This is a genomic window from Pseudomonas sp. MCal1, assembly GCF_026341415.1.
In the GTDB taxonomy this organism is placed as follows: Bacteria; Pseudomonadota; Gammaproteobacteria; order Pseudomonadales; family Pseudomonadaceae; genus Aquipseudomonas.
Genome location: NZ_JAKUMP010000015.1, coordinates 149,755 through 172,203 on the forward strand (window position 1 = coordinate 149,755; position 22,449 = coordinate 172,203).

Annotated in this window: 23 protein-coding genes; 12 read left to right on the forward strand and 11 right to left on the reverse strand. The window is 59.6% G+C overall.

Going from position 1 to position 22,449, the window contains the following annotated elements; translation table 11 throughout:
- Positions 1-131 precede the first annotated feature (131 nt).
- Entirely contained in the window at positions 132-1,031 is a 900-nt protein-coding gene (gene nhaR / locus MKZ87_RS23695; RefSeq protein WP_007951569.1) for a transcriptional activator NhaR, read from the forward strand.
- Here the strand turns inward: nhaR and MKZ87_RS23700 are convergent.
- Positions 1,028-2,188: an MFS transporter gene (locus tag MKZ87_RS23700; protein ID WP_007951570.1), complete on the reverse strand. Its 1,161-nt coding sequence runs from the start codon at positions 2,186-2,188 to the stop codon at positions 1,028-1,030. The two genes, nhaR and MKZ87_RS23700, sit on opposite strands and share 4 nt — an antisense overlap.
- 336 nt (positions 2,189-2,524) lie before the next feature.
- Here MKZ87_RS23700 and sstT point away from each other — a divergent pair, with 336 nt between their 5' ends.
- Positions 2,525-3,757: a serine/threonine transporter SstT gene (gene sstT / locus MKZ87_RS23705; RefSeq protein WP_266202047.1), complete on the forward strand. Its 1,233-nt coding sequence runs from the start codon at positions 2,525-2,527 to the stop codon at positions 3,755-3,757.
- A 65-nt stretch (positions 3,758-3,822) separates the two neighbouring features.
- On the opposite strand, the gene MKZ87_RS23710 is transcribed toward sstT, so the two are convergent.
- A complete protein-coding gene (locus MKZ87_RS23710) occupies positions 3,823-4,332 on the reverse strand; it encodes a DUF1993 domain-containing protein (protein ID WP_007951572.1) in 510 nt (169 codons plus the stop codon).
- Positions 4,333-4,458: 126 nt separating this feature from the next.
- On the opposite strand from MKZ87_RS23710, the gene MKZ87_RS23715 reads away from it, so the two are divergent.
- Entirely contained in the window at positions 4,459-5,109 is a 651-nt protein-coding gene (locus MKZ87_RS23715) for a YceH family protein (RefSeq protein ID WP_085703279.1), read from the forward strand.
- A 16-nt stretch (positions 5,110-5,125) separates the two neighbouring features.
- Here the strand turns inward: MKZ87_RS23715 and MKZ87_RS23720 are convergent, their stop codons facing one another.
- Both MKZ87_RS23720 and MKZ87_RS23725 read right to left on the reverse strand, forming a co-directional pair.
- Positions 5,126-5,644: a cupin domain-containing protein gene (locus MKZ87_RS23720; RefSeq protein WP_085703280.1), complete on the reverse strand. Its 519-nt coding sequence runs from the start codon at positions 5,642-5,644 to the stop codon at positions 5,126-5,128.
- Positions 5,645-5,742: 98 nt separating this feature from the next.
- The gene (locus tag MKZ87_RS23725) at positions 5,743-6,561 is read right to left on the reverse strand and encodes a shikimate 5-dehydrogenase (RefSeq protein WP_085703281.1); all 819 of its coding nucleotides are present in this window, start codon (positions 6,559-6,561) and stop codon (positions 5,743-5,745) included.
- 254 nt (positions 6,562-6,815) lie between these two features.
- Between MKZ87_RS23725 and MKZ87_RS23730 the strand changes: the two genes are divergently transcribed.
- The 3 genes from MKZ87_RS23730 (at position 6,816) to MKZ87_RS23740 (ending at position 7,889) form a co-directional block, all read left to right on the forward strand.
- On the forward strand, positions 6,816-7,166 hold the full coding sequence (locus tag MKZ87_RS23730; RefSeq protein ID WP_007951578.1) for a hypothetical protein: 351 nt from the start codon (positions 6,816-6,818) through the stop codon (positions 7,164-7,166).
- Positions 7,167-7,409: 243 nt separating this feature from the next.
- Entirely contained in the window at positions 7,410-7,604 is a 195-nt protein-coding gene (locus MKZ87_RS23735) for a hypothetical protein (RefSeq protein ID WP_085698980.1), read from the forward strand.
- A gap of 102 nt (positions 7,605-7,706) precedes the next feature.
- Entirely contained in the window at positions 7,707-7,889 is a 183-nt protein-coding gene (locus MKZ87_RS23740) for a hypothetical protein (RefSeq protein ID WP_085686588.1), read from the forward strand.
- Here the strand turns inward: MKZ87_RS23740 and MKZ87_RS23745 are convergent.
- Positions 7,886-8,947, reverse strand: a complete 1,062-nt coding sequence (locus MKZ87_RS23745) for an AI-2E family transporter (protein WP_085698978.1) — start codon at positions 8,945-8,947, stop codon at positions 7,886-7,888. The genes MKZ87_RS23740 and MKZ87_RS23745 overlap by 4 nt on opposite strands.
- A gap of 156 nt (positions 8,948-9,103) precedes the next feature.
- Here MKZ87_RS23745 and yegQ point away from each other — a divergent pair, with 156 nt between their 5' ends.
- On the forward strand, positions 9,104-10,432 hold the full coding sequence (gene yegQ, locus MKZ87_RS23750) for a tRNA 5-hydroxyuridine modification protein YegQ (RefSeq protein WP_085703282.1): 1,329 nt from the start codon (positions 9,104-9,106) through the stop codon (positions 10,430-10,432).
- Between the two features lie 23 nt (positions 10,433-10,455).
- Here the strand turns inward: yegQ and MKZ87_RS23755 are convergent, their stop codons facing one another.
- Positions 10,456-11,169, reverse strand: a complete 714-nt coding sequence (locus MKZ87_RS23755) for a FadR/GntR family transcriptional regulator (RefSeq protein WP_085703283.1) — start codon at positions 11,167-11,169, stop codon at positions 10,456-10,458.
- 366 nt (positions 11,170-11,535) lie between these two features.
- On the opposite strand from MKZ87_RS23755, the gene MKZ87_RS23760 reads away from it, so the two are divergent.
- The gene (locus MKZ87_RS23760; protein ID WP_234205632.1) at positions 11,536-12,882 is read left to right on the forward strand and encodes an MFS transporter; all 1,347 of its coding nucleotides are present in this window, start codon (positions 11,536-11,538) and stop codon (positions 12,880-12,882) included.
- A gap of 14 nt (positions 12,883-12,896) precedes the next feature.
- A complete protein-coding gene (gene gudD / locus MKZ87_RS23765) occupies positions 12,897-14,240 on the forward strand; it encodes a glucarate dehydratase (RefSeq protein WP_085698970.1) in 1,344 nt (447 codons plus the stop codon).
- A 135-nt stretch (positions 14,241-14,375) separates the two neighbouring features.
- On the opposite strand, the gene MKZ87_RS23770 is transcribed toward gudD, so the two are convergent.
- Positions 14,376-15,248 carry a LysR family transcriptional regulator gene (locus tag MKZ87_RS23770; protein WP_085698968.1) on the reverse strand — a complete coding sequence of 291 codons (873 nt, stop codon included), beginning with the start codon at positions 15,246-15,248 and terminating at the stop codon, positions 14,376-14,378.
- A gap of 158 nt (positions 15,249-15,406) precedes the next feature.
- On the opposite strand from MKZ87_RS23770, the gene ampC reads away from it, so the two are divergent.
- Positions 15,407-16,573 (forward strand): class C beta-lactamase, encoded by a 1,167-nt coding sequence (ampC, locus tag MKZ87_RS23775; RefSeq protein WP_085703285.1) that lies wholly within the window; start codon positions 15,407-15,409, stop codon positions 16,571-16,573.
- A 62-nt stretch (positions 16,574-16,635) separates the two neighbouring features.
- Here the strand turns inward: ampC and MKZ87_RS23780 are convergent, their stop codons facing one another.
- Positions 16,636-16,944, reverse strand: a complete 309-nt coding sequence (locus tag MKZ87_RS23780; RefSeq protein WP_085703286.1) for a hypothetical protein — start codon at positions 16,942-16,944, stop codon at positions 16,636-16,638.
- Positions 16,945-17,433: 489 nt separating this feature from the next.
- Between MKZ87_RS23780 and MKZ87_RS23785 the strand changes: the two genes are divergently transcribed.
- Positions 17,434-18,801, forward strand: a complete 1,368-nt coding sequence (locus tag MKZ87_RS23785) for an AAA family ATPase (protein ID WP_085703287.1) — start codon at positions 17,434-17,436, stop codon at positions 18,799-18,801.
- Positions 18,794-19,414, forward strand: coding sequence for a retron system putative HNH endonuclease (locus MKZ87_RS23790; RefSeq protein WP_085703288.1), 621 nt, complete (start codon positions 18,794-18,796; stop codon positions 19,412-19,414). The genes MKZ87_RS23785 and MKZ87_RS23790 overlap by 8 nt, the downstream gene beginning before the upstream one ends.
- Before the next feature lie 88 nt (positions 19,415-19,502).
- Here MKZ87_RS23790 and MKZ87_RS23795 read toward each other — a convergent pair whose 3' ends face one another.
- The 3 genes from MKZ87_RS23795 to MKZ87_RS23805 form a co-directional block, all read right to left on the reverse strand.
- Positions 19,503-20,069, reverse strand: coding sequence for a DUF4174 domain-containing protein (locus tag MKZ87_RS23795; protein ID WP_085698964.1), 567 nt, complete (start codon positions 20,067-20,069; stop codon positions 19,503-19,505).
- Between the two features lie 212 nt (positions 20,070-20,281).
- Positions 20,282-21,067 carry a sulfite exporter TauE/SafE family protein gene (locus MKZ87_RS23800; protein WP_011335062.1) on the reverse strand — a complete coding sequence of 262 codons (786 nt, stop codon included), beginning with the start codon at positions 21,065-21,067 and terminating at the stop codon, positions 20,282-20,284.
- A 104-nt stretch (positions 21,068-21,171) separates the two neighbouring features.
- A complete protein-coding gene (locus tag MKZ87_RS23805) occupies positions 21,172-22,386 on the reverse strand; it encodes an MFS transporter (protein WP_085698962.1) in 1,215 nt (404 codons plus the stop codon).
- Positions 22,387-22,449: the final 63 nt, after the last annotated feature.

Sequence of the window (22,449 nt, forward strand, 5' to 3'; positions counted from 1 at the left end):
AGAACAGACAGCGCCATACAGACCGGCCGTCGATGGCTGGGCATTCTAGGGAGACAAACACTTCAGGAAAATTCGTATTTTTAGCGGCTATACTTCGATTTATACGAACTGTATTTGACGGACCGAATCCCATGCTCAATTACCGACAACTGCATTACTTCTGGGTGGTGGCCAAGACCGGCAGCATCGTGCGCGCCTGCGAGCAACTGAACCTGACGCCGCAAACCATCAGCGGGCAGATATCCCTGCTTGAACAGACCTACGGCATCGAGTTGTTTCAACGGGTCGGCCGGCAGCTCGAGCTGACCGAAGCCGGGCGTCAGGCCCTGCCTTACGCCGAACAGATGTTCCAGCTCGGTGGCGAACTGGAACTGATGCTGCGCGCCCAGCCCAACGAACAGCAGATTCTGTTCCGGGTCGGCGTGGCGGACGTGGTGCCCAAATCCATCGTCTATCGCCTGATCGCGCCGACCATGGAATTGAGCGAACCGCTGCGCATCACCTGCCGCGAAGACAAACTCGAGCGCCTGCTGGCGGATCTGGCGATCCAGCGCCTGGACCTGGTGATCTCCGACAGCCCCATGCCCTCGCACCTGGACATCAAGGGCTACAGTCAGAAACTCGGGGAATGCGGGATCAGTTTTTTCGCCACCGCCGAACTGGCAGCGCAATACGGTCAGGATTTCCCGCGCAGTCTGCACGGCGCGCCGCTGTTGATCCCCGGCGCGGAAACAGTAGTGCGCAGCCGTTTGCAGCGCTGGTTCGCCGAGCAGCAGATTCAGCCAAGGATTGTCGGGGAATTCGATGACAGCGCCTTGATGCAGGCGTTTGGTCAGTCCGGCAGCGGGATTTTCATCGGCCCGAGCGTGATTGCCGATGAGGTGAAGCGCCAGTACGGCGTCGAGTTGATCGGCCAGACCGATGCGGTGAGCGAGTCGTTCTACGCGATCTCGGTGGAGCGCAAGGTCAAGCACCCCGGCATCAAAGCGATTACCGAAGGTGCCCGACGCGAACTGTTTACAGCGTTTTAAGCCGGCGCGCAGACGTCGCGCGGCTTGAGCACCATCAGCACCATGGCGAGGAAAATCGACAGCAGAATGAATCCGGCAGCGGCAAAGCCCACAAAACCCAGACCAGCGCTGTCGATCACTCGACCGCCAATGATCGCGCCCAGACCGATCCCGAGGTTGGCCCCGGCAATGTTCAGCGACGCGGCGAAGGCCGGCGCTTCCGGTGCCGCTTTCATCAAACGCACGTGGCTGACCAGAAACAGGGCCGCCTGGGTCACGCCCCAGATGCCCATCGCCGCCGCCAGACCCAGCGACGAATTGATGTTCGGCACCAGCGCCACCATCCCCGGGATCATGAACGCACAGAACATCACCGAAGCCATCAGCGGATGGCGATCCACCGCACGACCGCCCAGCGAGTTACCGATCAAGCCAACCGCACCAAAGCCCATCAGGCACCAGCCGACCACGGTGCCATTGAAGCCGGCCAGACGCTCAAGGATATCCGCCAGATAGGTGTAGGCGGTGAACATGCCGCTGAACACCAGAATCGACAACAGCACATGGCCCAGCATCAGTGGGCTGCGCAGTATCTTGAACTGGGAAGCGAAGCTGACCTGATGCTGGTGCAGGCTGGTTTTCGGCAGATAGACAAACAGCAGCAACGCCTTGGCGAACGCGATCACCGCCAGAATGGCGAACGCACTGCGCCAGCCGAACGCATCGGAAATCAGCGTGCCGACCGGAATCCCGAACACGGTGGCGCAGACGATGCCGAAGCCGATCTTGGCGATCGCGCGACCGGCGAAGTCCGGGCCGACGATATCCACCGCCGTTTCACTGGCCAACGCCCAGAACACCGGCAGCCCCAGCGCCGGGATCAGCCGGGCAATGGCCATGACCCAGATGTTCGGCGCCAGCGCCGCAACGGTATTGGCCAGCCCAAACATGATCAGAATGGTGATGAACAGTTTGCGGCGCTCGAAGCGGGCGAAATATGCCGTCAAGAAAGGACCGAACATGGCCACGGTGAAAGCGAATAGAGTCACCAGCAACCCGGCCTGCGGGATGGTGACGGCCAGGTCGCGGGCAATCGCCGGCAGCAGGCCGACAATGACGAACTCCGTCGTCAGCACCGTGAATCCGGCGGCGGACAACAGAAGGATGGGCAACAGCATGAGGAACTCCAGCAAAACGACGACACCAGCGCTGACCCGAAGGCCCGCTGGCAGAATTTGAAAATAAGGATGCGCAATCTTAACAGAGTGTTTCCCGAGTGACTTGCACAAACCTGTCTAAGTTGCAGAGGGTTCCGGTGGCAGATCGTCACATGCCTGAAGGAATCGGACGACGCTGTGATAAAGTCCGCGCCCTGCGAAACGTACACCCTGTTCAACCACCCGTTTAACGGCGTGGCTGGCGCGTCAGTCCTTTTGGTTCGTGTCTGTGGCCTGCCCCGATTCAACGCCCGGATTGCGCAACCTTGCACCCTATAAAAAACAGAGATGCCGTTCATGACCGCTTCATCCCCTTCTCTATTGCAACGTCTTAAAAGCCTCAGCCTGGTGACCCAGATCCTGATCGGCCTGATTGCCGGCATCGCGCTCGCGCTGTTCGCGCCGGAAGCGGCCAAAGCCACGGCCTTCATCGGCAAGGTGTTCGTCTCGGCGTTGAAGGCCGTGGCACCGATCCTGGTGTTCGTGCTGGTCATGGCCTCGATCGCCAACCACAAGCACGGCCAGGAAACCCACATCCGGCCGATTCTGTTCCTGTATCTACTGGGCACCTTTGCGGCCGCCGTGGTCGCGGTGATTGCCAGCATGATGTTCCCGTCGCATCTGGTGCTGTCCACCGACAACATCGCGGTGAGCGCGCCGGGCGGCATCAGTGAAGTGCTGCAAAGCCTTTTGCTGAGCGTGGTCGATAACCCGGTGAGCGCACTGATGAACGCCAACTTCATCGGCATTCTGGCCTGGGCCATCGGCATGGGCGTGGCGATTCGGCACGCCGGTGACACCACCCGCGAAGTGCTGGGGGATCTGTCCAACGGCGTGACGGTGATTGTTCGGGTGGTCATCCGTTTCGCACCGCTGGGTATTTTTGGCCTGGTGGCATCGACCCTGGCCACCTCCGGGTTTGGAGCATTGATCGGTTATGCGCATCTGCTGGCAGTGCTGCTCGGCTGCATGCTGTTCGTGGCGCTGGTGATGAATCCGATGATCGTGTTCTGGAAGCTGCGTCGCAACCCTTACCCACTGACACTCCAGTGCCTGCGCGAAAGCGGCATCACCGCATTCTTCACCCGCAGCTCGGCGGCGAACATTCCGGTCAACCTGGAACTGAGCAAGCGCCTGGGTCTGCATGAAGACACCTACTCGGTATCGATCCCGCTCGGCGCCACCATCAACATGGCCGGCGCGGCGATCACCATCACCGTGCTGTCCCTCGCTGCCGTGCACACCCTGGGCATCGCCGTGGACATCCCGACCGCGATCCTGCTCAGCGTCGTCGCCGCAATCTGCGCCTGTGGCGCCTCGGGCGTGGCCGGGGGCTCGCTGCTGCTGATTCCGCTGGCGTGCAGCCTGTTTGGCATCCCGAGCGAAATCGCCATGCAGATGGTGGCAGTCGGCTTCATCATCGGCGTGCTGCAGGATTCCGCCGAGACAGCACTGAACTCCTCCACCGACGTACTGTTCACCGCTGCCGCTTGCTTGGGCGAAGAACAGAAAGCCCAGCGCCCGGCGTAAAAACCCGGCGCAACAAAAAGCCCGCCAAGGCGTAAACCTTGGCGGGCTTTTTGTTGCAGAGCGTTTTAGAACGCGCCCATGTAATCGCGCTTGCCCACTTCCACACCGTTGTGACGCAGCAGCGCGTAGGTGGTGGTGACGTGGAAGAAGAACTGCGGCAGACCGTAGCTCAGCAGGTAAGCCTGGCCACTGAAGCGCTTCTCTTTCGGGGTGCCCGGACGGGTCACGATCTCGATGCCTTCCTTGCCATTGATCTGCTCTGGCTTGATCTCGCCGATGAAGGCCAGAACCTTGGCGATCAGCGCTTGCAGCTCGGCGAAGGTGGTTTCGGTGTCGTCATATTTCGGGATTTCGATTTCGGCCAGACGCGAGGACACGCCTTTGGCGAAGTCCACGGCGATCTGCACCTGACGTACCAGCGGAAACATGTCCGGGTACAGACGCGCTTGCAGGAAGGCGTTCGGATCGATGTTTTTCTCGGTGGCGTGGGCTTCAGCCTTTTTCAGCACATCGCTCACGGCGTTGAGCATTTGTTGGAAAACCGGAACGGATGCGGCGTACAGGGAAATGGTCATGGCAGTCTCACGTGGTGGCTGGGTGAATCGTGGGGGCGATTATAGCCATGCTCGCATGGCGGCGCGGCTTGTCTTTTATCCAGCAAGGATTAGGCTAGGCGCCTTCGACTGCAGAGGGAACGCGCGATGACCACAGAATTTGAAACCCGCTCCGACGAACCACGGCTCAACGCCACGGAAATCCGCATTCTGGGCTCGTTGATCGAGAAACAGGCCACCAGCCCGGAAACCTACCCGTTGACCCTCAACGCGCTGGTACTGGCCTGCAACCAGAAAACCAGCCGGGAACCGGTGATGAACCTGACCCAGGGCCAGGTCGGCCAAAGCCTGCGCGCCCTCGAAAGCCGCGGTTTCGCCAAACTGGTGATGGGCAGCCGCGCCGACCGCTGGGAGCACAAGGTCGACAAGGCGCTGGAACTGGTGCCGGCGCAATTGATCCTGACCGGCTTGATGTTCCTGCGCGGCCCGCAGACGGTCAACGAACTGCTGACCCGCAGCGGTCGCATGCATGAATTCGAAGACACCGAACAAGTGGTGCATCAGCTGGAACGCCTGATCGCCCGGGAGCTGGCGGTGCTGATTCCGCGCCAGGCCGGCCAACGAGAGGATCGCTACACCCACGCACTGGGCGATCCGGCGGACATCGAGGCGATTATCGCGGCCCGGCAGAATCCAAGTGAACGCGGGGCTGCCAGCGGTGTGTCAGTGGAGCGAATCGAAGAACTGGAAGCGCGGATTGCGGCGCTGGAAGAACGTCTGGCCCGCCTCGAAGAATAAGCACACCGGGGCGGCGTTATTCGCCGTCCCAGTAATCCACCCCGTCCGCTTGCCGCGCCACCGCGACAAATCCCGAGGCATTGCCTTCGGCATCGACGTTGAAGTTATCCATTACCGCGTATTTGTTCGAATCCGGGTACTCGCAGATTTCCGGTTGCTGCTGGGTACTGACCGCCAGATAGCGCAGCTCCGCAGCACTGGTGTTAATGATCTGATGCGCTGCTTCAGGGCCGCCCGGCGGGCAGGCGATCACGTCCCCGGCGCGAATCGGGAAACGTTCGGCGCCCAGGCGCATTTCCCCTTCCCCGGCCACCACGTAAAACATTTCCTCATTCACACGATGACTGTGAAACGGGCTGCCGCGCATGCCCGGCGGCAGCGCATACAGTCGATAACCAAGTTTCTGCGCGCCCAGTTGCTGGCCGATCCGGGCCAGACGCTGCTGATAACGCCCGGCGGTTTCGCCTTCGGGAGACAGGGCTGCGGGCAGTGGTTCGAGTTCGACATCATTCAGGTTGAGAATCGGCGGATGCATGCAAACCTCGGCTTTTTGTGATGGGCAAGTCTGCGCCTGCTGATCCGGCAGTATAGGCAACGGCAAATCCGGGCGGATTTACCGTTGAACAGGCTTCATCAACTGCGCGCGAACGCCACCGCTGCATCGAACTGCTCGACCGTCGGCCGCACGCCGGTGTACAGCACGAACTGCTCCAGCGCCTGGATCGCGATCACTTCCAGCCCGGTGATCACCTTTTTACCTTCGGCACGGCCACGCACGATCAGCGGGGTTTCCGAGGGAATCGCCACTACATCGAACACAGTATCTGCAGACTTGATCACATCCACGTCAAAAGAAAGCTGACCCGCCTCCGGGCCGCCGTCCATGCCCACCGGGGTGACGTTGACCAGCATCTGCGGACGCTCGTCGCCCAGTTCTGCCTGCCAGCGATAGCCCAGGGAATCCGCCAGCGCCCGACCGGCGCGCTCGTTGCGGGCCACGATCAAACCGTTTTTGTAACCGCCATCGCGCAAGGCACTGGCCACAGCCTTGGCCATGCCGCCGCTACCGCGAAGGGCGAACGTCGTGTCCTTCGGCACCGCGTGGGTTTCCAGCAATTGAGCAATGGCGATGTAATCGGTGTTGTAGGCCTTCAGATGGCCGTTGGTGTTGACGATGGTATTGATCGACTGGATCGCTGCCGCCGAGGCATCCAGTTCATCGACCAACGCAATGCTCGCTTCCTTGAACGGCATCGACACGCCGCAACCGCGAATCCCCAGCGCTCGAATTCCGCCGACCGCACCGGGCAGGTCCTGACTGCTGAACGCCTTGTAGTAGAAATTCAGTCCCAGTTGTTCATACAAATGGTTATGAAACCGCAGACCGAAATTCCCGGGACGCCCAGACAGGGACATGCACAGTTGGGTGTCTTTGTTGGGGTTCATCTGCATGGGAGGCTCCTTCGAATGCACTTTCGGATGGACGGGATTAGCCAGACCATCGGGTTCTGAACGATCATAAGGCGGTCTGTTCCGGGCATCACAGTCGATGCCGGAAATCCGGTAAACAAACCGGTACAGACCTTACACAAAATTTACCTAGCGGCCGTGCTGTTTTTCAAAATGTTGCTGTCTTAGAAGTATCCCCGCGCCATCCCGAGCCTGTTGCAGGCTCGGACGCCGGGTCGAAGAACCGAGGAATTATCATGATTCGTAAACTCCCCATCGTGGCCTTGTTGATTGGTGCATTCGCGATCACGGGTCAGGCAGAAGCCCACGGCGGTGGCTGGCAGGGCCCGGCGGTATTTGGTGCGATCGTCGGCTCGGCCATCATCGGCTCGGCGCTCATCAACCAGGATCGGCCGGTGTACGTCCAACAGCCTGTTTACGCTCAACCGGCACCGGTCTACGTGCAGCAACCGCCGCCACCGGTCTACTATCAGCCGGCCCCGGTTTATGTGCAGCAACCGGTCTACGTCCAACCGGCCCCGGTGTATTACGGTCCGCCGCGTGGTTACTACGGTCGGCCACACTACTACGGTGGTCCGCGTTGGTAACCGGTACACAAGGCCCCGCTTGATAGCGGGGCTTTTTATTGCCTCCGGGAAAGCTGACCGTCCGTCGGCCAAGGTCTGAAAAAATTTCGCCAAGGTCGTTGTGGGGACAGTTTGAACCGCTAAAGTCGGCATGATGGACTCGACCGTAAGGGGCAAAACACAACGGTCATCTATTTATCATGACGGAACTGCACTCTGAATCCGTCCGCATACAACAGGTTGATAACAACAAGGACGACTTGAATGCCTACACAGAATCCTCACCGTATCGTCGGCTTATGCACTTCGAGCAAGGTCTACAACACCCTGACCGAACTCAAGCACCTGGAAGGCCACCGCACGGCGAAATTTCTCTCGCTGCTGGCGGAAAACCTGGTCCGCAAGGGCTTTCTCAACGAACACGAGATCATTCACATGCTCGATCAAGTGGTGGATTGAGCCAGCCCTCACTGGCATCAATGACCACTATCGAAAGCGTTGATTGTCCCTGAAACGGCCAATTCCCTAAGGTAGCTCCACAGATTGATGGAGGTACTTTTCATGGCCCAGGTTCAAATCATGTCCGTTATCGGTAGCGCCGTTCCCGCATCGCTCAGAGAGTTGGGCCTGCTCGCCTGCTGGTATCTGGTGCGCGACGGCGAGCCCGTCAGCGGCCCGCTCACGTCCTTGCCAGCGGCGCAGGCGCTGTCGCAACAACTGCTCAACGACCCGTTCAAGGCTTAAGGCAACTGCACTTTTGGTCTGGTTTCGATGAACAGCGCCCAACTCGACATGAACAATGCAGCGATCAGCGGCCCGATCACGAAACCATTGAGGCCAAAGACCGCCATTCCGCCCAACGTCGAAATCAGGATCATGTAGTCCGGCATCCGGGTATCCTTGCCCACCAGGATCGGGCGCAACAGGTTATCCACCAGACCGATCACGAACACCCCGAACAATCCCAGCACCACGCCCTGCCAGATCATCCCGCTGAGCAGGAAGTAAACGGCCACCGGCGCCCAGACGATCCCCGCACCCACCGCCGGCAACAGCGACAGAAATGCCATCAGCACCGCCCAGAGCAACGCACTGGGAATGTCGAGAAACCAGAATATCGCCCCGCCCAAAGCCCCTTGAGTAATCGCGACCACGAGGTTGCCCTTTACCGTCGCGCGCACCACGCGGTTGAACTTCAGCTGCAAACGACGCTTGTGATGTTCTTCCAGCGGTATCGCCGTGCGCACCTTGCGCGCCAGATCGGCACCATCGCGCAGAAAGAAAAACAACAGGTACAGCATGATGAAGAAACTCACCACGAACTCGAAAGTGCCCTGGCCGAAACTGAATGCCTGAGTTGCCAGTACTTGGCTGCCCTGCATCGAAGCCTTGACGATCTTCTCGCGCAAGGCATTGAGTTCGCCCAATCCGAAGCGGTCGAGAAGGTGCTGAAAGTACGGCGGCAGACTGTGCTTGAACTGCGCCAGATACGCGCCGATATCGAGCTTGCCGCTTTCGATGTTGTCGTAGAGCGTCGCGCCTTCCTGCACCAGCAGTACGCCGATGACGATCACCGGCAGGATCGCGATCACCAGGCAGATGCTCAAAGTACACAGCGACGTCAGGTTGCGTTGCCAGCCGAATTTCAATTGCAACCGGCGTTGCATCGGCGCAAACAGGATGCCAAGTATCACCGCCCAGAACACCGCGCCGTAGAACGGCAACAGGATCCAGATAAAGGCGACCGTCACCAGCAATAGCAGCACGGTGAGGGATTTGAATTGCAGACTCTTTTGGTTCATGTCCGGTCCAGGTCAGTCAGGCGCCACCCGCGCCCGTCCCGTTTAGTCAGCCAGCGTCGGCGCGAGTGCCCTGTTTCTTCATGGAGCATAGATCCAGATCAATAAACCCTCGGTGCAACTGCTCTACCCTGCCGCGCTTTTGCGACCGACGCCGCCATGACGACCTCTTTCACTCCCGAACTGCTCGCCCCCGCCGGCACCCTGAAAACCATGCGTTACGCCTTTGCCTATGGGGCTGATGCGGTGTATGCCGGCCAGCCGCGCTACAGCCTGCGGGTGCGCAACAACGAGTTCGATCACGCCAATCTGGCGCTCGGCATTCGCGAAGCCCAGACCCAGGGCAAACGCTTCTACGTGGTGGTCAATATCGCGCCGCACAACGCCAAACTGAAGACCTTCCTCAAGGATCTGGCGCCAGTGATCGAGATGGCGCCGGACGCGCTGATCATGTCCGACCCCGGCCTGATCATGCTGGTGCGCCGACACTTTCCGCAGATGCCGATCCACCTGTCGGTGCAGGCCAACACGGTGAACTGGGCGAGCGTCGAGTTCTGGCAGCAACAGGGGCTGAGCCGGATCATCCTGTCCCGTGAACTGTCGCTGGAAGAGATCGGCGAAATCCGCGAACAGGTGCCGGGCATGGAGCTGGAAGTGTTCGTGCACGGCGCACTGTGCATGGCCTATTCCGGCCGCTGCCTGCTCTCGGGCTACATGAACAAGCGTGACGCCAATCAGGGCACCTGCACCAACGCCTGCCGCTGGAAATATTCGGCGCAGGAAGCCACGGAAAACCAGCTCGGCGAAATCGTGCAGACCTTCGAACCGCAACCGACCCTCGGCCTCGGCACCCCCACCGATCAGGTGTTCCTGTTGCAGGAAGCCAACCGTCCCGGCGAGATGATGCCGGCCTTCGAAGACGAGCACGGCACCTACATCATGAACGCCAAGGACCTGCGCGCGGTGCAGCACGTCGAGCGCCTGACCCGCATGGGCGTGCACTCACTGAAGATCGAAGGCCGGACCAAATCGCACTTCTATTGCGCACGCACCACCCAGGTCTATCGCCGGGCCATCGACGACGCGGTGGCCGGCCGCGAGTTCGACCGCAGCCTGATGACCGATCTTGAATCCCTCGCCCAGCGCGGCTACACCGAAGGTTTCCTGCGCCGCCATGTGCATGACGAATACCAGAACTACCAGAACGGCAGCTCAGTGTCGGAGCGTCAGCAGTTTGTCGGCGAACTGACCGGCGAGCGCCGGGATCGTCTGGCCGAGGTCAAAGTGAAGAACCGCTTTGCACTGGGCGATCACCTGGAACTGATGACACCCAAGGGCAATTTCCATTTTGATCTGCATGAGTTGCAGAACCTCAAGGGCGAAACCATCGACGTAGCCCCGGGGGATGGGCACACCGTGTATCTGCCGATTCCGGATGCGGTGGATCTGCGCTTCGGCTTGTTGATGCGCGATCTCGGCGCTGTTTAGTCGCAGCTATCGAACCGGCGGCTTCAATTCGTGGCTGAAAACCGATCACGACTGTTGGTCAGGTGCAGCCACATCGCCGCGCGCGCCGCGTCGGGGTCCTGACGCTTGATCGCGTTGAGGATCGCTTCATGTTCGAGATTCGCCAGTTGCCCGAGCTTGCTCAAATCCACCGCCCCTCGCTCGGCCGCATTGACCCGAGTGCGCGGGATCATCGCGCTGCCCAGATGCTGCATGATTTCGGTGAAGCAGACATTGCCGGTGGCTTCGGCAATCAACAGGTGGAAGCGCCGATCGGCCTCGACGCAACTGTCGTTGTTGGCCAATAGACGCTGGTAGTCGTCCAGCGCCTGACGCATCTGCAACAGTTGCTGTTCGGAACGACGCTGCGCGGCCAGTGCTGCTGCTTGCGTCTCCAGCCCCATGCGCAATTCAAGAATACTGCGCACCCCCAGCGCGGTGTCGACATTCAGCCGCAACCCCTGCTCCGGCACGCGTTCGATCACGAAGGTGCCGATGCCGTGCCGCGTCTCCACCAACCCCGACGCCTGCAATTTGGAAATCGCCTCACGCACCACGGTGCGGCTGACGCCGTGCTCCTGAACGATCGAGTTTTCCGACGGCAACTTGTCACCGGGCAGCATCTGGCCGAGCAGGATGCTCTGGGTCAGTTTCTCCACCAGGTCATGGGCCAGGTTGTGGGCGCGTTTACGGGCGGGGGCGTCGAGGTCTTCTTGCATGGTCGGATCCGGTGAACGGGGCATTCCGATCGTAGCACTGCAGACGATGACTTGTATGAGCTCCTATGATTTCAAGCGCTCAACTTGTATGACAACAACCATTTTTCGTTTAAGAACTTTCAATACCTTCACGCCATCACTCCACATTCGCTGGGTTGGCACTCCACAGTTCAACCCCGCAACCACCCTTTAAAGCCCAATAAATACGGCACTTCGAATCCAGAAAAGCATAAAAAACCTTCGCCGTAGATAAATTTGATTGAGCGCCCCCACTTGTAGGACAAAAAAACGCAGTTGTATGATGTCTATCAACAACGCAACATCCAGCCAAACCCCGCATAAAAATAACGAGTGGGAGAAAACCAAGTGAAATCATCCATTGCCGGGATGAACGAGGGCGCCAATTCCGCGCTGTCCTCCGCCATTGCCAAAGTCAAACGCCACGTCCTGCCGCTGTTCGTCATCATGTTCATCGTCAATTACATTGACCGGGTGAACATCGGCTTCGTCCGCACCCACATGGAACACGACCTCGGCATCGGTGCCGCGGCCTATGGTTTCGGTGCCGGTCTGTTCTTCATCGGTTACGCGCTGTTCGAAGTCCCTTCCAACATGCTGCTGCAAAAGGTCGGCGCACGAATCTGGCTGACCCGCATCATGCTCACCTGGGGCCTGGTGGCCGCCGGCATGGCGTTCATCCAGAACGAAGCCCACTTCTACATCCTGCGATTTCTGCTCGGCGTGGCCGAGGCCGGATTCTTTCCCGGAGTGATCTACTACTTCACTCGTTGGTTGCCGGGAGCCGAGCGCGGCAAGGCAATTGCGATTTTCTTGAGCGGTTCGGCGGTGGCCTCGCTGATTTCCGGCCCGTTGTCCGGCTTGCTGTTACAGATCGAAGGTCTGGGCATGCACGGCTGGCAGTGGATGTACTTCATTGAGGGGATGTTCTCGGTCTGCCTGTGCGTATTCGTGTGGTTCTGGCTCGACGCCAAACCCCACGACGCCAAGTGGCTGACCCGCGCCGAACAGGACGCCCTGGTCAAGGCCATCGACGATGAACAGAAGGCCCGCGAAGCCGCGACGCCAATCCGGCCGTCGCTGGGCAAACTGCTCAAGGATCGCCAGATCATCCTGTTCTGCCTGATCTACTTCTTCATTCAATTGACCATCTACGCGGCGACCTTCTGGCTGCCGAGCATCATCAAGAAAATGGGCGAGATGAGTGACTTCCAGGTCGGCCTGTTCAACTCGATTCCGTGGTTGCTGTCGATCATCGGCATGTACGCGTTCGCCTCGTTCTCGGCGAAGTGGAAACACCAGCAGGCGTGGGTCGCCACGGCGTTGCTGATCGCCGCTGCGGGGATGTTCATGTCCACCACCGGCGGGCCGATTTTTGCCTTCGTTGCGATCTGCTTTGCCGCGCTGGGTTTCAAATCCGCATCGTCGCTGTTCTGGCCGATTCCGCAGGCCTATCTCGATGCGCGGATTGCCGCCGCCGTGATCGCGCTGATCAACTCGGTGGGCAATCTCGGCGGCTTCGTCGCCCCCACCACTTTCGGCTTGCTGGAACAACACACCGGCTCGATCCAGGGCGGCCTCTATGGTCTGGCCGCGACCTCGATCATCGCCGCCATCATCGTGTTCGCCGCCCGCATGACACCCAAATCCGCACCTGACGTCTCCGTGGCCGATACCGCGCCGAAACACGCTTGAAAGGACAACCCGACATGACCGCACACGACATCGCCAAAGCTCCGATCATCACCGAGATGCAAGTCATTCCGGTGGCTGGCCACGACGGCATGCTGCTCAATCTGAGCGGTGCCCACGGGCCGTTCTTCACCCGCAACATCGTCATCCTCAAGGACAACGCCGGCCACACCGGCGTCGGTGAAGTGCCCGGCGGCGAACGCATTCGCCAGACCCTCGAAGACGCCCGCAGCCTGGTGGTCGGCAACCCGATCGGCACGTATCAGAAGATCCTCAACCAGGTGCGCCAGACCTTCGCCGACCGCGATGCCGGCGGCCGTGGCCTGCAAACCTTCGACCTGCGCATCACCATTCACGCGGTCACCGGGCTCGAAGCCGCCCTGCTCGACCTGCTCGGCCAGCACCTCGATGTGCCGGTCGCCGCACTGCTTGGCGAAGGCCAGCAGCGTGATGAAGTGAAGATGCTCGGCTATCTGTTCTACGTGGGCGATCGCCGGGCAACCGACCTCGCTTACCGCAGCGAACCGGATGCCGACAACGACTGGTTCCGCGTGCGTCACGAGCAAGCCATGACCGCTGACGCCGTGGTGCGCCTGGCCGAAGCTGCTCATGCGCGCTATGGCTTCAAGGACTTCAAGCTCAAGGGCGGTGTGCTCAGCGGCGATGCCGAAATTGAAGCGGTGACAGCACTGGCCGAGCGCTTCCCCGATGCGCGAATTACGCTTGATCCAAACGGCGCGTGGTCACTGAAAGAAGCGATTCGTCTGTGTCGCGACCAGCATCATGTGCTGGCGTATGCCGAAGATCCGTGTGGTGCGGAAAACGGCTATTCGGGCCGTGAAGTGATGGCCGAATTTCGCCGCGCCACCGGCCTGAAAACCGCCACCAACATGATCGCCACCGACTGGCGCGAGATGGGCCATGCGATTCAGTTGCAGTCGGTGGACATCCCGCTGGCCGACCCACACTTCTGGACCATGCAGGGTTCGGTGCGCGTGGCGCAGATGTGCCACGAGTGGGGCCTGACCTGGGGCTCGCACTCCAACAACCACTTCGACATTTCCCTGGCGATGTTCACCCACGTCGCGGCCGCCGCACCGGGTGACATCACCGCCATCGACACTCACTGGATCTGGCAGGACGGCCAGCGCCTGACCAAAGCGCCGCTGCAAATCGTTGACGGCTGCGTACAGGTGCCGAAGAAGCCGGGGCTGGGCGTGGAACTGGACATGGACCAGGTGGCCAAGGCCCACGAGCTCTATAAAGGCATGGGGCTGGGTGCGCGGGATGACAGCGTGGCGATGCAGTTTCTGATTCCGGGCTGGACGTTCGATAACAAGAAGCCGTGTCTGGTGCGCTAAGCCGGATTCACCGCAATACCCTGTGGGGTCGAGCTTGCTCCGGGCGGCGATCCGACGATGGCGGAGCGTCAGTCGATAAATTTTTCGAATTTGAGGCCGTCTTCGCGAGCAAGCTCGCTCCCACAAGGACGTTCACTAGTCTGAAATTTCCAGCAACCAATGCTTGAACGCTGCCATCGCCGAAGTCTCCGGCCGTGACTGCAAGCGCGTCAGCCAATAGCTGCCGGTGGTGATTTCGATGGCAAAGGGTTGGCGGATCAAATCCGCCGCCAGTTGCCGGGCAAACATCAACGGCGGCGCCAACGCTACCCCGCCGCCCTGCAGCGCCGCTTCCATCATCGCCAGCGACGAGTCGAACACAATGCTCTGGGGCGGCGCGGCATGCGTCGCCAGACCCGCCGCGTGAAACCATTCCGGCCACTCATCGGTGCGATAAGAACGCAACAAACGTTGCTGCAAAAGGTCCCCCGGCGTGTGCAACTGTCGGGCAATTTCCGGCACGCAGAGCACCGACAATGGCGCCTCAAGCAAACGGGTCGCCTCGATGCCGTGCCACGCCCCGGCGCCGAACCGGATCGCGTAATCCAGGCCTTCGGCGGCGACGTCCACCCGATTGTTGTTGGTCGACAGCCGCAAATCTATGAGCGGATGTTTCGCCTGAAAGTCCGCCAGCCTCGGCAACAACCAGCCCACCGCGAAGGTGCCCACCGCACCGACCGTAAGCATTTCCCGATATTGCCCGCCCGCCAGACGCTCGAGCATTTGCGCAATATGATCGAACGATGTGGTCAGCACCGGCAGCAGGGTTTCGCCCTCACCGGTCAGCATCAGCCCACGGGGCAGGCGTTTGAACAGGATCACGCCGAGTTGCGCCTCCAGGCTTTTGACCTGATGGCTGACGGCCGCCTGAGTCACACACAACTCCACGGCGGCACGGGTGAAACTGAGGTGGCGCGCGGAAGCTTCAAAAGCGCGTAATGCATTTAATGGCAATTGAGGTCGAATCATGCCAAATCCCAAATTTTTCTAATGGCTCGTCCGAGATTTCATCGTTTGTCGAAAGACGCGGGACTGCCTAGATTTGCGGCGCTGATCAGCAACCCGATGAAAAACGCTCGCAGTGTAGCGGGATAACACCATCAACACTCATGGAGAGTGGTTCAAGCATGTCTTCGATCAACCTGAACAAACTCAAGTCCTTCAGCGCTTTTGGACTCCTCTTCGGCGCAGCCACTTGCCTGGCCGCCCCGCAAACCGACGACCAGTTGCAAGCGCTGGTCAAGGCCACTGTGACGCCAGTCATGCAGCAACAGGACATCGCGGGGCTGGCCGTGGCCGTGACCGTCGATGGCAAGGCGCATTACTTTAACTACGGGGTCGCCGACAAGAGCACCGGGCAAGCGGTGAATGAAAACACCCTGTTCGAAATCGGCTCGGTGAGCAAAACCTTCACCGCAACCCTCGCCGCCTACGCCCAGGCCAGCGGCAAACTGCAATTCTCCGACAAGGCCAGCCAGCACTGGCCCGAGCTGAAAGGCAGCGCCTTCGACCACATCAGCCTGCTGCAACTGGGCACCTACAGCGCCGGTGGCCTGCCACTGCAATTTCCGGATGCCGCGGATTCTGCCGACAAGATGCTCGGCTATTACCAACACTGGAAACCGACGTTTCCGGCCGGTAGCCAGCGTCTGTATTCCAACCCGAGCATTGGCTTGTTCGGTTACCTGGCGGCGAAAAGCCTGGGCCAGCCATTCAATCAAGTCATGACTGAAACCCTGCTGCCGAAACTCGGAATCAAGCACACCTACCTGTCGGTGCCCGCGTCTGAACAAAAGCTCTATGCCCAGGGCTATGACAAGACCAACAAACCGGTTCGCGTCAGCCCCGGCGCACTGGATTCCGAAGCCTACGGCGTAAAAACCAGTGCCGCCGACCTGCTGCAATACGTCGAGGCCAACCTCGACACCACCAGACTCGAAACACCGCTGCAAAAAGCCATCGCCCTCACCCACTCCGGCTACTACACCGTTGGTGACATGACCCAGGGCCTGGGCTGGGAACGCTACGCCTACCCGATCAGCCTCGAACGCCTGCTGGACGGCAACTCGACGCCAATGGCCATGGAACCGCACAAGGTCAAATGGCTGAATCCGCCACAGCCTGAACCGGCGAACGTGCTGCTGAACAAGACGGGTTCCACCGCTGGCTACGGCGCGTATGTCGCGTTCGTGCCATCGAAGAAAGTCGGGATCGTGATTCTGGCGAACCGCAACTATCCGAATGGAGAACGGGTGAAGATTGCGCACAGGATTCTCGGGGAATTGACCCGATAAGCACGCCATAAAAAAACAGGCGGTCTGAGAAGATCGCCCGTTTTTGTCTGGGAGGTTGAAAACTACGCCTGTAGCTTCCAGCCCAGTACATCCATCAGATCGCAGCTGTCGCGCAGCGGGATTGCCAGCACCCGGGCGAAGTCCTGCAGCAGTAATGCGTCGTGGCCTGTACCGTCGCTGAGCGAAAGGGTTTCTAGCAGTTGCGTCACGCTGCGCAAGCGGTAGGCAGCGGTGCCGTGGAGTACGTCAACCGGGGCTTCGCGGTCGATCAGTAGACAGGGGATCTGGCAGTCGATGCCGGTGATGGGGATGTAGCGGGGCTTGGTTGATTCGGTGCAAATTTCAGGTGATTCGAAATCCGTTTTCTTCATGGGTGTAACTCCAATGGGGATTGCTGAGAACGCTACCCATCTCACTTCCACATGAGGGTGGCAGCTGTACGCAGGTGTGGAAGACCGAGCCAATCACCCGAACCCGGCGCACTCGAAAGCGCTCCCGCGTACAGCCACCAAAAGGCCGCGATGTTGACATAAAAGATGTCGCCATGCGCTTTATGAGGCTTGGTGAATGAATCTAAAACCGGACTTCCACATCCGACCGCTGATTTTGCAGCGGCCCGGAAAGGTTATCGGCGTACGACTCGAGCCACCAGTTCACCAACGCCGCCGCGTTTTGAAGGAAATCTCCGACGGCATTGAAGGCCTTTGCGCAGCTAGATTACGTGACATGTGCGGTAACTATTTTTCAAAGATGAGCGATTGGAATGGATGTATCTAAACTGCACCAGATCAATCTTGGGCAGGGGATGACATAATGCTCGTCAAATTCTCTAATCCGGCTGACCCTCAAAGGGCGTTGCAATGGAAATCAACAAATTCTTTGTCGAAAATATCAGTCGGTTCACCGATCTTGAGATTCAGTTGGCGCCAACAAAAAGCCACACCTCAAATGTCACGGTGCTTGTAGGCAATAACGGCGCAGGTAAAACTACTCTCTTAACATCATTAGCCGTTTCACTCAGTTGGTTTGTAGCTAGAGTTCGCAACGAGAAGGGCAATGGCAACCACATTACGGATGAAGCTATTCGTAACGGGGCGTCCAGCGCGCTTGTGGTCATTGAAGTTGCAGATTTAACGCATCCACGGACTCATGCTCCCGATGCAGAGAAAAACTCTCACCTCTTTGCATGGGGTGTAGCGCGTACGCGACAAGGGCGAAAAGCAACATTCTTTAGTTCGTTGACCGATGCTTCCGCTCTTGCAGACCACTATCGGAATCAGCTCACAACCGATGAAAAGGCGTCGCTACCGCTGATCGCGTACTACCCAGTAGAGCGCTCCGTGCTCGAAATCCCGCTAAAAATCAAAACCAAACACACCTTCGACCAACTCGACGGCTACGACAACTCGCTCAACCGAGGCGTCGACTTCCGCCGTTTCTTCGAGTGGTTCCGCGAACGCGAAGACAGCGAAAACGAAACCGGTATTTCCGACACTGCACTGGCTGAAATCTCCGAAAAATTCGGCTCGGACAGCGAGGTCTGGCAAACCCTGTCCAAACTGAAAGCCTCCTCCCGCGACCGCCAACTGACTGCCGTGCGCTCCGCCATCGCCGCGTTCATGCCCGGCTTCACCAACCTGCGCGTGCAACGCAAACCGCGCCTGCACATGGCCATCGACAAGGATGGCGTCACCCTCAACGTCGCCCAGCTCTCTCAAGGCGAGAAGTCGATGATGGCGCTGGTCGGTGATATCGCCCGCCGTTTGGCGATGATGAACCAGTCCCTGGACAACCCACTCCATGGCGACGGCATCGTGCTGATCGACGAAGTGGATCTGCACCTGCACCCAAAATGGCAACGCAGCTTGATCCGCCAACTGAGCGAAACCTTCCCCAACTGCCAGTTCGTGCTGACCACCCATTCGCCACTGGTCATTAGTGACGCCAAGGATGTTCTGGTTTACGTGCTCAATGACGGTGAACTCCACGAACACAACGGCCTATACGGACTCGATGCCAATCAGGTGCTGCTGGAAGTCATGGACACCGATATCCGCAACAGCGACGTTCAAAAACGCTTGAACGCGTTGCTCGAACGCTTGCAGGACGGTGATCTGGAAACCGCACAGAAGCTATTCGCCGAACTGGCAGAAGAACTTCCAGACGGTCATATCGAACTGGCGAAAGCAGCGCTGTTGCTGCGCAAGCTGGAGCTGCGTCGTGCGTAAGATCACCAAGGGAGCCGAGCCGGAACAACTCATCAGATGGAAACGCGCCAACACAACATTACGTTACCGGGACCTGCCCAGCGAAGAACGTGTGAGCGTGCGCACGGCCTGTATAGCGGAACAGTTCAGCCTTTGCGCCTATTGCTGCCAGACCATTGCAGGCGACAACTCACATAACGAGCACGTTGAAGCCCAGGATAAGGCCCCCAATCGCACATTGGAGTTCACCAACATCGTCGCCAGTTGCCAGCGCCAGAATCAATGTGGACATCATCGAGGCACCCGCCCACTGGATCTGACGCCCTTGATGGAGGAGTGCGAGTCGGAATTGAAGTTTTACCTGTCCGGTAGAGTGACCGGCAAAACCGAACGCGCAAATTCAGCCTTGGAAATCTTGAATCTCGGTCATACCGAAGAAAGCAATCGCGGACTCATAGGGGCGCGGAAACAGCTGGTTGATCAGCTGATCTTTACAGGAGGCATGCAACCCGATGACCTTGAAGATGAAGAGCTACTGGGCATTCTCCTTGATGACATGTTGACTCCCAAGAATGGCCAGCTCGCGGCTTTTTCTCCGGTTCTGGTCAATGTCATCCGTCAGCTCATGACCTGATATTCAAAGCATCGGGGTCATTCCGGCGGGCAAAAAAAATGGCGAACGCTTTATAACGTTCGCCATTTTCATTCAGAGCCTGCCTCAATCAATCATCCGGCATTTCCGGTGGCTTGGCCGGTTTGGTCGGCTTCGTCGGTTTTGTCCCTTTCGCGCCTTTGGCCGGGGCCGGTTCTGCAGCAGCCGGCGCCGTCACCACGGTGGAAGTGGTTTCTTTCTCGGCGGCAGGCAGCGCATCGATGGTGTCGAAAATTTTCTTCAGGTCGACCGTCGCGGCTTCCTCCCCCGAAGCCGACAGTTTGGTCTCACCATCCTTGCCCACCAGAAACACTTTCGGATACGCCCCGGCGCCCAGCTTCAGCGAGCGCAGCAACGCCATGGTCTGCTGCTGCTCCATGCTTTTGCCATCGACCTGACCGCTCATGCTCAGGATGGTGTAGACCTTGATCTTGCGGTCGGCGATGCCTTGTTTGTTGGCCGGGTCGTCCAGCGCTTTTTTCAGGCTGACCCAATAAGAATCGACCGTACTGGAAGCGATCACGATCACCGGGCGGTTAATGCCCTTGTCGACGTCCAGAGGGGAATCGCCGTCGGCGGCGAACAGGGGGCCGGCAATCGCCAGCAAGAGTGTCAGGGTCAGTGACCTGATGAGCATGCGCATCTCCTTTTGATATCCACGCTCTAATGATTGCGCATCGCGGCGATTGTTCCGGGTGGTGCCCGGCAAAAGTGTTTCGCCTTGCCCAAAGCTTAGGTCAGCACCGGTTTTGCGCAACCGGACGGGCGCGATCCTGTCGCCCGTTTGTTTACCTTTTATGACCGCGTCAGCCGGATGCTTGAGCCTTCGGGGTCATAGATGCTCGCCGATCAGAACGCCAGTTTGTAACCGATCAACACCAGCATCGTCGCCAGGCACGGGCGCAGAAGTTCATCGGAGACGCGGCCGGTCAGGTGGCTGCCGAGCCAGATGCCCGGCAACGAGCCCACCAGCAGGAAACCCAGCACACCCCAGTCCATGTTGCCCATGCTCGCGTGGCCGAGGCCGGCGACCAGGGTCAGCGGTACGGCGTGGGCGATTTCGGTGCCGACCAGGCGGCGGGTCGGCAGCAGCGGATAAAGGATGAACAGCGCGACGGTGCCGAGGGCGCCGGCGCCGATGGAGGTCAGGGCGACCATGGTGCCGAGGATCAGACCGGTGATCACGGTCATGACATTCAGGCGCGCGCCGCTGGGGTTGTAGTTACCGCCGGCACGTTTGTGGGCGAATTCCAGCAGGCGCTTCTTGAACAGAATCGCCAGCGCGGTGGCGAACAGCACGAAGCCGAGTGCCTGCTTGATGATGGCGTTCATCGCGTCCGGCGCGGTGTGCAGGGTGCTGAGGAACCACAAGGTCATCGCCACTGCCGGGACACTGCCCAGGGTCAGCCAGCCGGTAATGGCCCAGTCGATATTCTTGTTTTTCCTGTGCACCAGCACGCCGCTGGATTTGGTGATGGCCGCGTACAGCAGATCCGTGCCCACCGCCGTGGCCGGATTGATGCCGAACCAGAGCAGGATCGGCGTCATCAACGAACCGCCGCCAACACCGGTCATGCCAACGATGAACCCCACCACCAGCCCGGCAATCACCAGGCCGAAATTTGCCAATTCCATGAAGACATCCAGAAGACAACAGGAAAAATCTGGCCCGCAGCATAGCGATTTTTCTTATAACCACCTATATCGATCCGATCTATCGTTATGCCATTTCTTGAGTGTCAGTGCTGCCGCCGGCCCGGTTTGAAACTGTGGGTGCTGTTGAGCCAGACGGTAGCCAGTGCGATCAGCGACAGGATCAGCAACGCCCACGGAAACGACATCGCCCCTGCCCGGTCCAGCAGCAAGCCGCCAAACAAGCCGCCGCCGGCGATCGCCACGTTCCACGAGGTGGTGAGCATTGCCTGCACCACATCCACATGTTCCCCGGCAGAGTCCGCTGCGGCCGTCAGCAGCAACGTCGCCGAGCCGCCGAACGACAGGCCCCATACCGCCATGCACGCATACATCAGCCAGGGCGATGGGGCGACCAGTGCCAGCACCAGCGCGGTCACGGCAAACACCGCGAGACTGATCAGCGCCAGTCCGCGCAACCAGCGATCCACCAGCAGGCCGATGATCCAGATCCCCAGCAACGAACACAGGCCGAAGACCAGCAGTACCAGGTCAACCCGCTCGCCAAGACCGGCCTGCGTCAGAAACGGCGCGATGTAGGTGTAGAGAATGTTGTGGCCGAGCATCCAGGTCAGCACCACGAACAACACCGGGCGTACACCGGGCAAACGCAGCGACTGCATCAACGGCAACCGTTCGGCACGGGCCTGGCCGGGACGATCCGGCACGGCAATGACGATCCAGGCCGCCAGTACCAGCGCCAGTGCCGACATGATCCCGAACGAGGCGCGCCAGCCGATTGCATTGCCCAGCCAGGTGCCGGCCGGCGTGCCCAGCGACAGGGCCACCGGGGTGCCGAGCATGGCAATCGCCAGCGCCCGACCTTGCTGATGCACCGGCACGATTCCGCGCGCGTAACCGGCCATGATCCCCCACGACAGCCCCGCCGCCATCCCGGCCAGAAACCGCGAGGCCAGGGTCAAACCGTAATGGCTGGAAACGGTGGTGATGGTGTTGAACAGCAGAAACCCGCCGACTGTCATCAGCAGCACCCGCTTGCGCCCCCAGCCGCGGGTGGCGACCGTCAGCGGAATCGCCGCGACAATCGAGCCCAGCGCATACAGCGTCACCAGTTGCCCGGCCAGCACTTCGCTGACGCCCAGGCCGGCGCCGATCTGCGGCAACAGGCCGGCGGGCAGGGTTTCGGTGAGGATGGCGATGAAGCCGGTCATGGCAAACGCCAGCAGCGCGGCGTAAGGCAGTTTGTCCGTGCGGGCGGCACGTTCCAGGCTCGAGTATTCGGCGCTTGCGGGGTCGGTCATGACGGTTGCAGCTCCCTTTGAGTCAAATCGGACAGAAAATTGTATACAAACACAATCGTCCGC

Coding starts and splice junctions, on each gene's coding strand:
- MKZ87_RS23730 (WP_007951578.1), top strand. CDS start 6,816: ATGATTCGTAAACTCCCCATCGTGGCCTTGTTGATTGGTGCATTCGCG.
- MKZ87_RS23755 (WP_085703283.1), bottom strand. CDS start 11,169: ATGCAAGAAGACCTCGACGCCCCCGCCCGTAAACGCGCCCACAACCTG.
- MKZ87_RS23780 (WP_085703286.1), bottom strand. CDS start 16,944: ATGAAGAAAACGGATTTCGAATCACCTGAAATTTGCACCGAATCAACC.
- MKZ87_RS23800 (WP_011335062.1), bottom strand. CDS start 21,067: ATGGAATTGGCAAATTTCGGCCTGGTGATTGCCGGGCTGGTGGTGGGG.
- MKZ87_RS23735 (WP_085698980.1), top strand. CDS start 7,410: ATGCCTACACAGAATCCTCACCGTATCGTCGGCTTATGCACTTCGAGC.
- MKZ87_RS23805 (WP_085698962.1), bottom strand. CDS start 22,386: ATGACCGACCCCGCAAGCGCCGAATACTCGAGCCTGGAACGTGCCGCC.
- sstT (WP_266202047.1), top strand. CDS start 2,525: ATGACCGCTTCATCCCCTTCTCTATTGCAACGTCTTAAAAGCCTCAGC.
- nhaR (WP_007951569.1), top strand. CDS start 132: ATGCTCAATTACCGACAACTGCATTACTTCTGGGTGGTGGCCAAGACC.
- gudD (WP_085698970.1), top strand. CDS start 12,897: ATGACCGCACACGACATCGCCAAAGCTCCGATCATCACCGAGATGCAA.
- MKZ87_RS23715 (WP_085703279.1), top strand. CDS start 4,459: ATGACCACAGAATTTGAAACCCGCTCCGACGAACCACGGCTCAACGCC.
- MKZ87_RS23710 (WP_007951572.1), bottom strand. CDS start 4,332: ATGACCATTTCCCTGTACGCCGCATCCGTTCCGGTTTTCCAACAAATG.
- MKZ87_RS23770 (WP_085698968.1), bottom strand. CDS start 15,248: ATGATTCGACCTCAATTGCCATTAAATGCATTACGCGCTTTTGAAGCT.
- MKZ87_RS23745 (WP_085698978.1), bottom strand. CDS start 8,947: ATGAACCAAAAGAGTCTGCAATTCAAATCCCTCACCGTGCTGCTATTG.
- MKZ87_RS23795 (WP_085698964.1), bottom strand. CDS start 20,069: ATGCTCATCAGGTCACTGACCCTGACACTCTTGCTGGCGATTGCCGGC.
- yegQ (WP_085703282.1), top strand. CDS start 9,104: ATGACGACCTCTTTCACTCCCGAACTGCTCGCCCCCGCCGGCACCCTG.
- MKZ87_RS23785 (WP_085703287.1), top strand. CDS start 17,434: ATGGAAATCAACAAATTCTTTGTCGAAAATATCAGTCGGTTCACCGAT.
- MKZ87_RS23740 (WP_085686588.1), top strand. CDS start 7,707: ATGGCCCAGGTTCAAATCATGTCCGTTATCGGTAGCGCCGTTCCCGCA.
- MKZ87_RS23720 (WP_085703280.1), bottom strand. CDS start 5,644: ATGCATCCGCCGATTCTCAACCTGAATGATGTCGAACTCGAACCACTG.
- MKZ87_RS23700 (WP_007951570.1), bottom strand. CDS start 2,188: ATGCTGTTGCCCATCCTTCTGTTGTCCGCCGCCGGATTCACGGTGCTG.
- ampC (WP_085703285.1), top strand. CDS start 15,407: ATGTCTTCGATCAACCTGAACAAACTCAAGTCCTTCAGCGCTTTTGGA.
- MKZ87_RS23725 (WP_085703281.1), bottom strand. CDS start 6,561: ATGCAGATGAACCCCAACAAAGACACCCAACTGTGCATGTCCCTGTCT.